Below are 14,769 nucleotides of genomic sequence, written 5' to 3'. Positions count from 1 at the left end.
TTGCCTCTTCTTGGCGCGCGCCGTGGTGCGGTCATAGGCAGGTTCAAATCCCCCCATAGGAATCGTCATGGCCGTTACCGTTGAAACCCTCGAAAAGCTCGAACGCAAAATCACGCTGAGCCTGCCCACCAGCGCCATCGAGTCCGAAGTGCAAACCCGCCTCAAGCGTCTGGCGCGCACCGTCAAGATGGACGGCTTCCGTCCCGGCAAGGTACCCCTGAGCGTGGTAGCCCAACGTTATGGCTACTCGGTGCAATACGAAGTCCTCAACGATAAAGTCGGCGAAGCCTTTGCCGCTGCTGCTAACGAAGCCAAACTGCGCGTCGCTGGCCAGCCCCGTATCAGCGAAAAAGAAGGTGCCCCCGAAGGCGAACTGACCTTTGATGCCGTGTTTGAAGTCTTCCCCGAAGTCAAAATTGGCAACTTGGCCGAAGTCACCGTCGAAAAGCTCACCACCGAAGTCGATGAAGCCGCTATCGACAAAACCATTGACATCCTGCGTAAGCAACGCCGCACTTTCGCCCAACGCCCCCAAGACGCTGCGGCCGAAGACAGCGACCGCGTCACGGTAGATTTTGAAGGCAAACTCGACGGCGAACCCTTCCAAGGCGGCAAAGCCGAAGACTTCCAATTTTTGGTCGGCGAAGGCCAAATGCTGAAAGAATTTGAAGATGCCGTGCGTGGCATGAAAGTTGGCGAAAGCAAAACTTTCCCGCTGGCCTTCCCCGAAGACTACCACGGCAAAGATGTCGCTGGCAAAACTGCCGATTTCTTGGTCACGGTCAAGAAAATTGAAGCCGCCCACCTGCCCGAAGTCAACGAAGCGATGGCCAAATCTTTGGGCATTGCCGATGGCAGCATTGACGGTCTGCGCGCCGACATCAAGGCCAACCTAGAGCGCGAAGTCAAATTCCGCCTACTGACACGCAACAAGCAAGCCGTGATGGATGCGCTGCTGTCCAAGGCCGAACTCGATTTGCCCAAGGCCAGCGTCGAGGCCGAAGTCGAACGCCTGCGCGAAGGTGCTGTGGCCGACCTCAAGCAACGCGGTATCCAAGATGCCGACAAGGTAGAAATTCCTGCCGAGGTATTCCTGCCCCAAGCCGAGCGCCGCGTGCGTCTGGGCTTGGTAGTGGCCGAGCTGGTGCGCGCCAACGAGCTGCATGCCAAGCCCGAGCAACTCAAAGCCCACATTGACGAGATGGCCGCCAGCTACGAAAAACCCGAAGAAGTGGTGCGCTGGTACTTTGGTGACCGCCAACGTCTGGCCCAAGTCGAGGCCGTCGTGATCGAAAACAACGTTTCTGACTTCGTGCTGGGCCAAGCCCAAGTCACCGACAAGGCCGTGGCTTTTGAAGAGCTGATGGGCCAAGGCTGAACCACGATGCCATTGCGCCGCGCCTATGCTTAAATAAACCGGTGATTTTGGCATCCTAGGGGCTTGTGCAAACCAGCACAAGCCCCCATTTGTTTCTGGGTACAGTACCCGCCTGACAGGAGAACACAATGAGCGCACTCGATACACAAGGCCTAGGCATGATTCCGATGGTCATCGAACAATCGGGCCGTGGCGAACGGTCTTACGATATTTATTCGCGTCTGCTCAAAGAGCGGGTGATTTTTTTAGTCGGCCCCGTCAACGACCATTCGGCCAACTTGGTAGTAGCCCAATTGCTGTTTTTAGAGAGCGAGAACCCCGACAAGGACATCTCGTTTTATATCAACTCGCCCGGCGGTTCAGTCAGTGCAGGCATGGCCATTTTTGACACCATGAACTTCATCAAGCCCGATGTCTCCACGCTGTGTACCGGCATGGCCGCCAGCATGGGTGCCTTTTTGCTGGCTGCGGGTGCCAAGGGCAAGCGATTCTCTTTGCCCAACTCCAAGGTCATGATCCACCAGCCTTTGGGCGGTATGCAAGGCCAAGCCACCGAAATTGAAATCCACGCGCGCGAAATCCTGAAAACGCGCGAAAAATTGAACAAAATTTTGGCCGAACGCACAGGCCAGCCGCTGGAAAAAATCGAGCGCGACACCGAACGCGACTACTTCCTCTCGGCAGACGAGGCCAAAGATTATGGTCTGGTCGATCAAGTGATTGCCAAACGCTCCTAAGCATAACCTTTGGAGCAGACACGGCGTTTTTCCCCACCGGGAAGACGCCGTTTGTGTTTGGTTATCATCGCCGATTCATTTCTTTATTCTCGAGACAAGGCATTCCTCCCATGGCCGATAAAAAAGGCTCTCCCAGCGAAAAACCCCTTTACTGTTCTTTCTGTGGCAAAAGCCAGCACGAGGTAAAGAAGCTGATTGCCGGCCCAACGGTCTTCATCTGCGATGAGTGTATCGACCTGTGCAATGAAATTATCCGTGACGAGTTGCCCGCCGACACGGGCCGTGAGACGCGCGGTGATTTGCCCACCCCCACCGAAATCAAAGCCAACCTCGACAGCTATGTCATTGGCCAAGAAACCGCCAAGCGCACCTTGGCCGTGGCGGTCTATAACCACTACAAGCGCCTGCGCCACAAAGACAAGGCGCACAAAGACGATGTCGAACTGTCCAAAAGCAATATTTTGCTGATTGGCCCCACCGGCTCGGGCAAAACACTGCTGGCGCAAACGCTGGCGCGCATGTTGGATGTGCCCTTCGTCATGGCCGATGCTACCACCCTGACCGAAGCCGGTTATGTGGGCGAAGATGTGGAAAACATCGTGGCCAAGCTGCTGCAAAGCTGCAATTACGATGTAGAACGCGCCCAGCGTGGCATTGTCTATATCGACGAAATCGACAAAATCTCGCGCAAGGCCGACAACCCCTCCATCACCCGCGATGTCTCGGGCGAAGGCGTGCAGCAAGCGCTGCTCAAGCTGATTGAAGGCACGATGGCCAGCGTACCGCCCCAAGGCGGACGCAAGCACCCGAACCAAGATTTCTTGCAAATTGACACCACCAACATCCTGTTCATCTGCGGTGGGGCTTTTGCTGGCTTAGAGAAGGTGATTGAGAACCGTACCGAAGCCTCGGGCATCGGTTTTGGCGCAGCGGTGCGTAGCAAAAAGCAGCGCTCGCTGTCAGATGTTTTCACCGAGATTGAACCCGAAGATTTGATTAAATTCGGTCTCATCCCCGAGTTGGTGGGTCGGATGCCGGTGGTTACCGCCTTGGCCGAACTGAGCGAAGACGCGCTGGTGCAAATCCTGACCGAGCCGAAAAACGCTCTGGTCAAGCAATACAGCAAACTGCTCACGATGGAAGGGGCCGAGTTAGAAATCCGCCCGGCGGCCCTCAAAGCCATCGCGCGCAAAGCCTTGGCGCGTAAAACCGGTGCGCGTGGCCTGCGTTCCATTTTGGAGCAAGCCCTGATTGGCACCATGTTCGACCTGCCCACCATGAGCAACGTCGATAAAGTCGTGCTAGACGAATCGACCATTGACGACAACAAGCCGCCACTGCTGGTCTATCGCGAAGCTGCCAAGCAAGCTTGAGCCTTGATCTGAGAATTTCCATGTCTGGACACACCCCCTTGCCCGCTATTTCCGTTGACCTGCCACTGTTGCCCTTGCGCGATGTGGTGGTTTTTCCCCACATGGTCATCCCGCTGTTTGTCGGACGGCCCAAAAGCATCAAAGCACTAGAGCTGGCGATGGAGGCCGACCGGCGCATCATGCTGGTGGCCCAAAAAGCCGCCGCCAAAGATGAGCCTGCGGTGGACGATATGTTCGAGGTGGGTTGCGTCTCTACCATCTTGCAAATGCTCAAACTGCCCGATGGCACCGTCAAGGTGCTGGTAGAAGGCTTGCAGCGTGCTTTGGTGCAGAAAATTGAGGATGTGCAAACCCATTTTTCTGCCACACTGTTGCCGGTAGAGTTGGAGTTGACAGCGGCCAAGCCCAGCGAAATTGAAGCCCTGCGCCGTGCGGTGATGCAGCAGTTTGACCAATACGTCAAGCTGAACAAAAAAATCCCGCCCGAAATTCTCACTTCTATCGCCAACATCGAAGACCCTGGTCGTTTGGCCGATACCATTGCCGCCCATTTGCCACTCAAGCTAGAGAACAAACAGGCGGTGCTAGACCTGTCCGACATCAAAGACCGGCTAGAAAACCTGTTCGAGCAGCTGGACCGCGAAGTCGATATCCTCAATGTCGATAAAAAAATCCGGGGGCGCGTCAAGCGCCAGATGGAAAAAAATCAGCGCGATTTTTACCTGAACGAACAAGTCAAGGCGATTCAAAAAGAGCTGGGCGAAGGTGAAGACGGTGCCGACTTAGAAGAGCTGGACAAAAAAATCCAGCTGGCCAGAATGCCGTTGGAAGCGCGCAAAAAAGCCGAAAACGAGCTGAAAAAGCTCAAACTGATGTCGCCCATGTCCGCCGAAGCCACCGTGGTACGCAACTACATTGACGTACTCACGGGCCTGCCTTGGAGCAAAAAAACCAAAGTCAAACACGATTTGGGCAACGCCGAAGCGGTCCTCAACGAAGACCATTACGGCCTCGACAAGGTCAAAGACCGCATTTTGGAATACCTTGCAGTGCAGCAGCGCGTGGACAAGGTCAAGGCCCCGATTTTGTGCTTGGTCGGGCCACCGGGCGTAGGCAAAACTTCGCTCGGGCAATCCATTGCCAAAGCCACTGGGCGCAAATACGTGCGGATGGCCTTGGGCGGTATGCGCGATGAAGCCGAAATTCGTGGCCACCGTCGCACCTATATCGGCGCTATGCCGGGCAAAGTGTTGCAAAGTTTGGGCAAAGCTGGGGCGCGCAACCCCTTGTTTTTGTTGGATGAAATCGACAAACTGGGCACGGATTTTCGCGGTGACCCGTCCAGCGCCCTGCTCGAAGTGCTAGACCCAGAGCAAAACAACAAATTTTCTGACCACTATGTGGAAGTCGATTTTGATTTGAGCGATGTGATGTTTGTCGCGACATCCAACTCGATGAACATTCCGCCAGCGTTGCTGGATCGCATGGAGGTGATTCGCCTCTCGGGTTACACCGAAGACGAAAAAACCAACATCGCTACCAAGTACCTGATTCCTAAGCAGTTTGGCAACAACGGTGTCAAAGCCGAAGAGCTGGGTATCGACGAGTCCGCCGTGCGCGACATCGTGCGCTACTACACCCGCGAAGCGGGTGTGCGCTCCTTAGAGCGCGAGCTGTCCAAAATTTGCCGCAAGGTCATTAAGGGTTTGCAGCTCAAGCAACTGCAAGCGCCGGTGTTGGTCAATGCCGATAACTTGGCCGATTATTTGGGTGTGCGTAAATACAGCTATGGCCGTGCCGAGCAACAAAACCAAGTCGGTCAGGTGGTCGGGCTGGCCTGGACGGAAGTGGGCGGCGATTTACTCACCATCGAAGCCGCTACCATGCCCGGCAAGGGGGTTATCACCCGCACTGGTTCCTTGGGCGATGTAATGAAAGAATCGGTCGAGACAGCGCGCACCGTGGTGCGTAGCCGCGCCCGTGCCTTGGGCATTAGCGATGAAGCCTTCGAGAAAAAAGACGTGCATATCCACGTGCCCGATGGTGCTACGCCCAAAGATGGCCCCAGCGCGGGTGCCGCCATGACCACGGCTTTTGTCTCGGCCCTGACCGGCATTCCGGTGCGCGGCGATGTCGCCATGACGGGTGAAATCACCCTGCGCGGCGAAGTCACTGCGATTGGTGGCCTGAAAGAAAAACTGCTGGCCGCTTTGCGCGGTGGCATCAAAACGGTACTCATCCCCGAAGAAAACGTCAAGGACTTGCAAGAGATTCCAGACAACGTCAAAAATGGGCTAGAGATTGTGCCGGTGCGCTGGATTGACAAGGTGCTAGAGATTGCCCTAGAGCGCCAGCCTGTGCCCCTCACCGATGCGCCGCCTGCTTTGCTGGCCGATGCGCCCGTGCCCGCCGTCGCTGCCGCTGCCGCCATTGCACCGCCCAGCAGCCGAGGCAGAAAAGGTGCCGTAAAGCATTAAATTTGCCTGCAAGGCAAAAAATGCTGCTATAATTTCGGAATCGCGGGATTAGCTCAGTTGGTAGAGCGATACCTTGCCAAGGTATAGGTCGAGAGTTCGAGCCTCTTATCCCGCTCCACATTGGCACAAAAGGGAAGCAAGCGCTTCCCTTTTGTATTCGGATACTGAGGCGCGGTAGCAAAGCGGTTATGCCCCGGATTGCAAATCCGGTTAGTCCGGTTCGACTCCGGACCGCGCCTCCAAAGTTGGAAGAGCCTTCAAAAGCTCTGCTATAATTGAAAACCACACACAATGTGGTTCTCTGCGGGATTAGCTCAGTTGGTAGAGCGATACCTTGCCAAGGTATAGGTCGAGAGTTCGAGCCTCTTATCCCGCTCCAAATACAATAAAAGGGAAGCCCACGCTTCCCTTTTATTTTGTGGGCTGTGGTACATGCCACAGCACGCGGCCTCGATGGTGAAATTGGTAGACACTGCGGACTTAAAATCCGCCGCTTCCTGAAAAGGGGCGTGCCGGTTCGATTCCGGCTCGAGGCACCATCTTTCTGTGCAGCATAGGGCAATCGCTGCACTACCCGAAACAAAACAGCCAGCTGCCCGGTGTCTATTCCCCCTTCTTTCGTTCAAGAGCTACTGGCGCGCGTCGATGTGGTCGAGGTCATCGGACGCTATGTGCAGCTAAAAAAGGGCGGTGCCAACTTCCTTGGCTTGTGCCCTTTTCATGACGAAAAATCACCTTCGTTCAGTGTCAGTCCATCCAAGCAGTTTTACCATTGCTTTGGTTGCAGCAAAAGCGGTAATGCCATCAGCTTCTTGATGGAGCATGGCGGCATGGGCTTTGTCGAGGCAGTGCATGACTTGGCGCGCCAAACTGGGCTGCAAGTGCCCGAAGATGAGCGCTCACAGCAACAGCAGGCCCAAGCAAGCGCCCAACGGCAAAAACAGGCCACCCTGACCGAAGTGCTAGAGCAAGCGGCCCAAGCCTATTGCCAGCATTTGCGCGGCGCGCAGCGCCCGATTGCCTATTTGCGCGCGCGTGGCGTAACACCCGAGACAGCGCGCACCTATGGTGTCGGCTACGCCCCCGAGGGCTGGCGCAGCTTGGCCAGCGTGTTTCCACATTACGATGATGCGCTGCTAGAAGAAAGCGGCTTGGTGGTGGTACACACCGAAGAGGGTGGCAAACGTTACGACCGCTTTCGTGACCGCTTGATGTTTCCGATTCGCAACGTCAAGGGCGAATGTATCGGCTTTGGTGGCCGCGTGTTGGGCGACGAAAAACCCAAATACCTCAATTCGCCCGAAACCCCGGTGTTTCACAAGGGGCGCGAACTCTATGGCCTGTTTGAGGCGCGCACCGCCATCCGCGAACAGGGTTATGTGCTGGTGACCGAAGGCTATATGGATGTGTTGGCCTTGGCGCAGCTAGGCTTTGCCAACACCGTGGCCACCTTGGGCACCGCCTGTACGCCGGAGCATATCGCCAAGCTGTTTCGCTTTACCGAGACGGTGGTGTTTAGCTTTGATGGCGATGCAGCGGGTCAACGTGCCGCCCACAAAGCACTAGAGGCGGCTTTGCCCCATGCCACCGACACCCACAGTATTAAATTTCTATTCCTGCCACCCGAGCATGACCCGGACAGCTATATCCGCAGCCAAGGCAGTGATGCCTTTGCCCACTTGGTGGCCACGGCCCAACCCCTGAGCCAGTGGCTGTGCGAAGTCGCGGCGCAGCAATGCGATTTATCCACCCCCGAAGGGCGCGCCCACATGAGCAGCAAAGCCCGACCTTTGTGGTGGGCCTTGCCCGATGGAGCCTTTAAGCGCCAATTGCTGGGCGAAATTGCAGCCCAAGCACAGCTGCCAGTGCCAGATTTGCTCGATGTTTGGAAACGCGCCCAAGCCCGTGCGGGCAGTTACAGTGCAGCGGCGACTGCATCGCCAGCAGAGGCCCCCACTGCGCCACGCTATGCAAAAAAACAAGCGCCATCGCTGGGCTTGCCCGCTTGGAAGGCCAAAGCCAGCGTGTCGGTGGGCCGTGCCGACCATGCCGCGCGCTTATTGCTATCGCACTTGGAGTTTTTGGATGAACTCTCGCACGAAGATATGGACGTGCTACACGCTTTAGGCCCGCCTTATAGCCCCTTGTTTGCTTGGCTAGAAGAGCAATTTCATGAGCATGGCGCTTTGTCTTGGGCTGTATTGCGCGAACGCCTGCGCGGCCACGCCTGCGAAGCCTTGGCAAACCAACTCATGACCGGCTCCCATGCCCAAACCGAAGGCGAGTTGAGCGAATGGCGCTCCGAGTTGCGCGACCTGCTCAACCGCTTGCTGCTTGAAAAAATCAAGCAACAAGCCAATCAAACTCTGGCACTGGCCGCACACGACCCGACCCAAATCCAGCATTACCAGCAATTGGAAGCCCGCCGCCGCCATCTGCTAGAAAAATTAAACCGCCATACCCCTTGAAATAAACCCAAGTCGTACAATATACAGTTTTCGGCAAGAGCGACAGCAGCACCTCCGGGTTGGGCCACCGTGACACACACGCACAACCGCCCCTGGCACCGCAAGGACTGCACACCAAATGTTCGCCCAGACATCTTGCCCTTAGGGCTCTGCCCCACCTGCCAAAACTCGCCCGCAACGTGCCGTCCGTTGCCGTGGCGCTGGTTTTTGTCTTTGTGTTTCCCAAGAAAGCCACCATCGTGACCAAGCCTGCCGCTCCTGCCCCCGCCCCAGAAGACATCACCGTTACTACCAAAAAAACCATTCAGCTCAAGCCCCTAGCGGCAGCGCTGGAGCCTGAAGCACCGGTAGTGATTATCAAAAAGAAAAAAACGATTCAACTCAAACCCCTGGCGGCAGCGCTAGAACCTGAGCCTGTTGCCGCCAAAAAAGTAGCTGCGCCCAAGCCAGCCGTGGTGCCCAAAGTGGTGGTGGTTGCCCCAGCCAAACCCATTGCAGCGGCCCCAGTGCTGGCTGCTGCGGTCGCCGCTGCTGCTGCGGTAGCCCCCAGCGAATCCAATGAGCCTAGTAAAAAACGCCCAGGGCGGCCCGCTAGAGCAGCCAAAGCCGCCACAGAGCTTACAGAAGCCGCAGAGATCGTAGAAGCCGCTGGTGTTGCTGCCAAAAAAACACCAACAGCCGCCAAACGAGGCCGCAAACCCAAACCCAATGCCAGCACAGACTCTGCCGATGATGCAGATTTGTCGGACATTGAAGCCGATTTAGAAGGCGAAGCCGAGGCTGAAGTAGAAACGGAGGCCGAGGCCGAAACCTCCCCCAACGCAGAAAAGGTCAAACCGCTGCGTATGAAAATCAGCAAGGCCAAAGAGCGCGCCTTGATGAAAGAATTTGGCCTCGACGAAACCGTTTTATCTGAAGAAGATTTAGCCAAACGTCGCTCGCGCCTCAAGACCCTGATTAAGCTGGGTAAAACACGCGGTTACCTGACGCACGCCGAAATCTCTGACCACTTGCCCGACAAGCTGATTGACGCTGAAACGCTAGAAGTGGTGATTGCCATGCTCAATGATATGGGCGTGGCCGTGTATGAGCAAACCCCCGATGCCGAAACCCTGCTACTGACCAATACCGCGCAAACTGCCGCCACCGAAGAAGAAGCCGAAGAAGCCGCCGAAGCAGCGCTCTCTACCGTGGACAGCGAGTTTGGCCGTACCACCGACCCGGTGCGTATGTATATGCGCGAAATGGGCACGGTAGAACTATTGACGCGCGAAGGTGAAATTGAAATTGCCAAGCGCATCGAAGGCGGTTTGCAAGCGATGATGGAAGCGATTAGCGCCTCGCCCGCCACGATTGCCGAAATTTTGACGATGGGCGAAGAAATCCGCGAAGGCAAGGTGGTTATCTCCAGCATTGTCGATGGATTTTCTAATCCCAACGAAGCCGACGATTATGTGGCCGAAGAAGATTTTGATGAGTTTGACGAAGCCGACGATGACGATGGCAAAGGTGGCTCTAAAGCGCTGACCAAAAAACTAGAAGAGCTGAAAAAGCAAGCCCTAGAGCGTTTTGACAAGCTGCGCGAACTGTACGACCAAATCCACGTCATTTACAACAAAGAAGGTTATGGCACGCCAGCCTACATGAAGGTACAAGAAGCCTTGTCGGCTGAGTTGATGAGTATCCGCTTTACTGCAAAAACCATCGAAAAACTGTGCGACATGGTGCGCGCCCAAGTGGACGATGTACGCAAGAAAGAGCGCGAATTGCGCCGCATCATTGTCGATAAATGCCGGATGCCGCAAGAAACCTTTATCAAAGAGTTTGCGGCCAATTTACTCAATTTGCAATGGGTAGAAAAGCAAGCCAACGCTGGAAAGCCTTGGAGTACGACTATGGCGCGCAATATCCCGCCCATCCAAGATTTGCAACAAAAGCTCATTAACTTACAAACCCGCGTTGTGGTGCCGCTATCAGAACTTAAAGGCATCAACAAGCGCATGAATGAGGGTGAAGCAGCCTCGCGCAATGCCAAGCGTGAAATGATTGAGGCCAATTTGCGCCTGGTGATTTCGATTGCTAAAAAATACACCAACCGAGGTTTGCAGTTCTTGGACTTGATTCAAGAAGGCAATATTGGTCTGATGAAGGCAGTGGATAAATTTGAATACCGTCGGGGTTACAAATTCTCTACCTACGCTACTTGGTGGATTCGCCAAGCAATTACAAGGAGCATTGCCGACCAAGCGCGTACCATTCGGATTCCGGTGCATATGATAGAGACTATCAACAAAATGAACCGGATTTCGCGCCAGCATTTGCAAGAATTTGGCTTTGAGCCTGATGCCAGCGTCTTGGCCGAGAAAATGGAGATTCCGGAAGATAAAATTCGCAAAATCATGAAAATCGCCAAGGAACCCATTTCGATGGAAACCCCGATTGGTGATGATGATGATAGCCACTTGGGCGACTTTATCGAAGACGGTGCCAATACCGCCCCGATTGATGCCGCCATGCAAGCCGGTTTGCGCGATGTGGTCAAGGATATTTTGGATGGCCTGACCCCACGCGAAGCCAAAGTATTGCGGATGCGCTTTGGCATTGAAATGTCCACCGACCACACTTTGGAAGAAGTGGGCAAGCAGTTTGATGTCACGCGCGAGCGTATTCGACAAATAGAAGCCAAGGCGCTGCGTAAACTCAAGCACCCCAGCCGCTCAGACAAATTGCGTAGCTTTATTGATTCGCTGTAAGTACCCGCTTAAAATTGAAAAATCAGCCCGCCCCTGTTTTTGGTGGCGGGCTTTTTTTGCCTGTGGCCTTCCGATTTATAGCGGTTGCCCCAAGCTGCGCAAAATCTCACGCACCACTTGGGCGCGCTCCTTCGGGTCGGGTAGGGCGCGTTCAATGCGTAGTTTTTCGTTACCCGCCAGTTTGATGTATTTGTGTTTTTGTACCAGCTCAATAATCCGCATCGGGTCAATCGGTGGCTGGGGTTTAAAGCTGATGATGATGACACCGGGTGTCGCATCGACCTTGGTCACGCCGTAAGGCTGGCTGAGTACGCGCAGGCGGTGTACGTCCAACAGGGTTTGGGCTTGTGGCGGTAGTTTGCCAAACCGGTCAATGATTTCTTCTAACAGGGCATCAATTTTGTCGGCAGTTTTGGCGGTAGCCAGTTTTTTGTAAAACGACAAGCGTAAATGCACATCGCCGCAGTAATCATCGGGCAATAAAGCAGGGGCGTGTAGGTTAATATCGGTGGTGGCCGAGAGGGGGGCCAATAAATCCGGTTCTTTGCCTGCTTTGAGGCAGCGCACGGCTTCTGATAGCATTTCGTTGTAAAGCTGAAAGCCAATCTCCATCATGTTGCCGCTTTGGTTTTCACCCAGCACCTCGCCCGCACCGCGAATTTCCAAATCGTGCATCGCCAAATAAAAGCCGCTGCCCAATTCTTCCATCGCTTGGATGGCGTCCAGCCGCTGCTGCGCTTGCTTGCTCAGGCTTTCTACATCGGGCACCATTAAATAGGCATAGGCTTGGTGGTGGCTGCGGCCCACACGGCCACGCAACTGGTGCAATTGGGCCAAGCCAAATTTATCAGCCCGGCTCATGATGATGGTATTGGCGGTGGGCACGTCAATACCGGTTTCTATAATCGTAGAACACAGCAGGATATTGAAGCGCTGTGCGACAAAATCACGCATTACTTTTTCCAAATCGCGTTCCGGCATTTGGCCGTGGGCGATGGCAATACGCGCTTCTGGCAAAATTTCTAATAACTTTTGGCGGCGGTTCTCGATGGTTTCGACTTCGTTGTGCAAAAAGTAGCACTGGCCGCCGCGCTTGAGTTCACGTAATACCGCTTCGCGAATCACGCCGTTGTTCTCGCTGCGGACAAAGGTTTTAATCGCCAAGCGCCGTTGTGGGGCTGTGGCAATCACACTCAGGTCGCGCAAACCTTCTAGCGCCATGCCCATGGTGCGCGGAATCGGGGTGGCCGTGAGCGTGAGCACATCCACTTCGGCGCGCAAAGCCTTCATTTGCTCTTTGTGCCGCACACCAAAGCGGTGTTCTTCGTCAATGATGAGCAGGCCCAAATTCTTGAATTGGGTGGATTCGGACAGCAGCTTGTGCGTGCCCACCACAATATCCACCGTGCCATCGGCAATGCCTTTGATGGCAGCAGAAATCTCTTTGCCCGAGCGAAAGCGCGATACTTCGGCAATCTTCACCGGCCACTTGGCAAAACGATCGACCAGCGTTTGGTAATGCTGCTCGGCCAACAGCGTGGTCGGGGCCAACAAGGCCACCTGCCGCCCGCCCGTCACCGCGACAAAGGCAGCGCGCAAGGCGACTTCGGTTTTGCCAAAACCCACATCGCCACACACCAGCCTGTCCATGGGACGTGGGCTAATCATGTCTTGAATGACGGCATGGATGGCGGCGTTTTGGTCGGCGGTTTCTTCAAAGCCAAAATCGTTGGCAAATTCTTCGTATTCTTGCGGATGGAAGCGGAAGGCAAAGCCTTCGCGCGCGGCACGGCGGGCGTAGATATTGAGCAGCTCGGCGGCGCTGTCGCGCACCTGCTCGGCGGCTTTGCGTTTGGCCTTTTCCCATTGGCCGCTGCCCAGCTTGTGCAGTGGGGCTTCGTCGGCACTCACGCCGGTATAGCGGCTAATCAGGTGCAACTGGCTGACGGGCACATACAGCACGGCTTGGGCGGCGTACTCTAAATGCAAAAACTCTTGCAAAGCTGGGCTGCCATCGGCGTTTTTCTCGCCCAAGTCCATGTTGATCAGCCCCCGGTAGCGGCCAATGCCATGCTGGCTATGCACTACCGGGTCGCCGATGTTCAGTTCGCTCAGGTCTTTAATTAACGCTTCGACATCGCTGACCTGTTCTTGCTTTTTGCGTCGGCGCACGCTGGTCCCAGCAGCGAACAATTCGGTCTCGGTAACAAAGTCGATGCCCTGCGCTGGCCAAGCAAAACCGACCGCCAAAGCAGCGGTGGCGATGCCCAGCGGCTCGGTGCTGGCGGCAAAGGCGGCCAGTGACTCAAACGCCACCGGCTGCACCTTGCCTGCACGCAGAAAATCTAACAAACTCTCGCGGCGACCATCGCTTTCGGCCAGCAGCAGCACGCGCTGTGTGGTTTGGGCAATATGGGCGCGCAAGCGGGCCAGCGGTTCTTCTGCGCCACGTACCACCGAGACATCGGGCAGGGCTTGTAGGCCGGGGGTGGCAGCGTTGCCATCGTTGGCTGGGCGCAAAGCCAACTGTGCATGGGCTTTGCACTGGCCGTAGAACTGTTCTGCGCTCAGAAACAAGGCTTGCGGTGGCAACACCGGGCGTTCTGGGTCACCCTGCACGAGGCGGTAGCGCTCTTGGGTGTCTTGCCAGAAGCGTTGAAACACCGGTTCTAAATCGCCGTGCAGCACCACGGTGGCGTTTTCGCCCAAATAGTCAAACACGGTGGCGGTATCGTCGAAGAACAGCGGCAGGTAATACTCGATGCCTGCCGTGGCTACGCCATTGCCCATGTCTTTGTAGATGCGGCTTTTGGTGGGGTCGCCGTCCAGCAGTTCGCGCCAGCGGCTACGGAATTTAGCCCGTGCTGGCTCGTCCATCGGAAACTCGCGCCCCGGCAACAGGCGTACTTCGGGCACCGGGTACAGGCTGCGTTGGCTGTCGGGGTCAAAGGTGCGGATGCTGTCGATTTCATCATCGAACAAATCCACGCGGTAGGGCACCAACGACCCCATCGGGAACAAATCCATCAAACCACCGCGCACGGCATACTCGCCGGGGCTGACCACTTGCGTCACATGGTTGTAACCTGCCAACGTGAGTTGAGCGCGAAATTTGGCTTCGTCCAGTTTTTGCCCCACTTTGAAGTGGAAGGTGTAGCCTGCCATAAAACTCGGCGGGGCCAACCGGTAGAGCGCCGTGGTGGCGGGCACAATCACTACGTCGGCCCCCGTGTCTTGGGATTTTTGCCGAATGCGCCACAGGGTGGCCAAGCGTTCGCTGATTAAATCTTGGTGTGGACTGAAGGTATCGTAGGGCAGAGTTTCCCAGTCTGGAAACAAGGCACAGCGCAAATCAGGGGCAAAAAAGGCCAGCTCGTCTAGCAAGCGCGCGGCATCGCTGGCATCGGCGGTCACGATGGCGGTGGTGCGTTGTGCAGCTTGTTCACGTTGGCCCAAGCGGGCCAGCAACAGGGCATCGGCACTGCCCACAGGACGGGGAAGGGTAAAACGTTTGCCGGGAGAGAGTTTCGGGAGTTCCATGCGCTCAAGGGGAAAGTGGCCGCGCCACGACCCCGATGGCGCA

7 protein-coding genes and 4 tRNA genes are annotated in these 14,769 nt (G+C 55.7%); 10 read left to right on the top strand and 1 reads right to left on the bottom strand.

Annotated features, from left to right (window positions below; all coding sequences use genetic code 11):
- Positions 1–67 precede the first annotated feature (67 nt).
- From tig to rpoD, 10 genes are all read left to right on the top strand, one after another.
- Positions 68–1,378: a trigger factor gene (tig, locus tag PHX60_RS10865; RefSeq protein WP_300077303.1), complete on the top strand. Its 1,311-nt coding sequence runs from the start codon at positions 68–70 to the stop codon at positions 1,376–1,378.
- A gap of 128 nt (positions 1,379–1,506) precedes the next feature.
- Positions 1,507–2,115 carry an ATP-dependent Clp endopeptidase proteolytic subunit ClpP gene (gene clpP / locus PHX60_RS10860; protein ID WP_300077302.1) on the top strand — a complete coding sequence of 203 codons (609 nt, stop codon included), beginning with the start codon at positions 1,507–1,509 and terminating at the stop codon, positions 2,113–2,115.
- A 110-nt stretch (positions 2,116–2,225) separates the two neighbouring features.
- Positions 2,226–3,488, top strand: a complete 1,263-nt coding sequence (gene clpX / locus PHX60_RS10855; protein ID WP_300077301.1) for an ATP-dependent Clp protease ATP-binding subunit ClpX — start codon at positions 2,226–2,228, stop codon at positions 3,486–3,488.
- A gap of 20 nt (positions 3,489–3,508) precedes the next feature.
- Positions 3,509–5,965: an endopeptidase La gene (gene lon, locus PHX60_RS10850; RefSeq protein ID WP_300077300.1), complete on the top strand. Its 2,457-nt coding sequence runs from the start codon at positions 3,509–3,511 to the stop codon at positions 5,963–5,965.
- Positions 5,966–6,007: 42 nt separating this feature from the next.
- Positions 6,008–6,083, top strand: a tRNA-Gly gene (locus tag PHX60_RS10845).
- Between the two features lie 50 nt (positions 6,084–6,133).
- Positions 6,134–6,207: transfer RNA gene (locus PHX60_RS10840), tRNA-Cys, on the top strand.
- A 61-nt stretch (positions 6,208–6,268) separates the two neighbouring features.
- A tRNA-Gly gene (locus tag PHX60_RS10835) sits at positions 6,269–6,344 on the top strand.
- A 68-nt stretch (positions 6,345–6,412) separates the two neighbouring features.
- Positions 6,413–6,504, top strand: a tRNA-Leu gene (locus tag PHX60_RS10830).
- Positions 6,505–6,564: 60 nt separating this feature from the next.
- Positions 6,565–8,433, top strand: a complete 1,869-nt coding sequence (gene dnaG, locus PHX60_RS10825; protein WP_300077299.1) for a DNA primase — start codon at positions 6,565–6,567, stop codon at positions 8,431–8,433.
- Between the two features lie 509 nt (positions 8,434–8,942).
- On the top strand, positions 8,943–11,186 hold the full coding sequence (gene rpoD, locus PHX60_RS10820; protein WP_300077347.1) for an RNA polymerase sigma factor RpoD: 2,244 nt from the start codon (positions 8,943–8,945) through the stop codon (positions 11,184–11,186).
- A gap of 75 nt (positions 11,187–11,261) precedes the next feature.
- Here the strand turns inward: rpoD and mfd are convergent, their stop codons facing one another.
- A complete protein-coding gene (gene mfd, locus PHX60_RS10815) occupies positions 11,262–14,726 on the bottom strand; it encodes a transcription-repair coupling factor (protein WP_300077298.1) in 3,465 nt (1,154 codons plus the stop codon).
- Between the last annotated feature and the right edge of the window lie 43 nt (positions 14,727–14,769).

This window comes from Giesbergeria sp., assembly GCF_028686475.1.
Lineage (GTDB): Bacteria > Pseudomonadota > Gammaproteobacteria > Burkholderiales > Burkholderiaceae_C > Simplicispira.
The sequence above is the reverse complement of the archived record's forward strand: the minus strand, read 5'-3'. Positions and strand labels throughout refer to the sequence as shown.

Bases quoted from the DNA above. Each gene is read 5' to 3' on its own strand.
- tig (WP_300077303.1), top strand. From the start codon at position 68: ATGGCCGTTACCGTTGAAACCCTCGAAAAGCTCGAACGCAAAATCACG.
- clpP (WP_300077302.1), top strand. From the start codon at position 1,507: ATGAGCGCACTCGATACACAAGGCCTAGGCATGATTCCGATGGTCATC.
- clpX (WP_300077301.1), top strand. From the start codon at position 2,226: ATGGCCGATAAAAAAGGCTCTCCCAGCGAAAAACCCCTTTACTGTTCT.
- lon (WP_300077300.1), top strand. From the start codon at position 3,509: ATGTCTGGACACACCCCCTTGCCCGCTATTTCCGTTGACCTGCCACTG.
- mfd (WP_300077298.1), bottom strand. From the start codon at position 14,726: ATGGAACTCCCGAAACTCTCTCCCGGCAAACGTTTTACCCTTCCCCGT.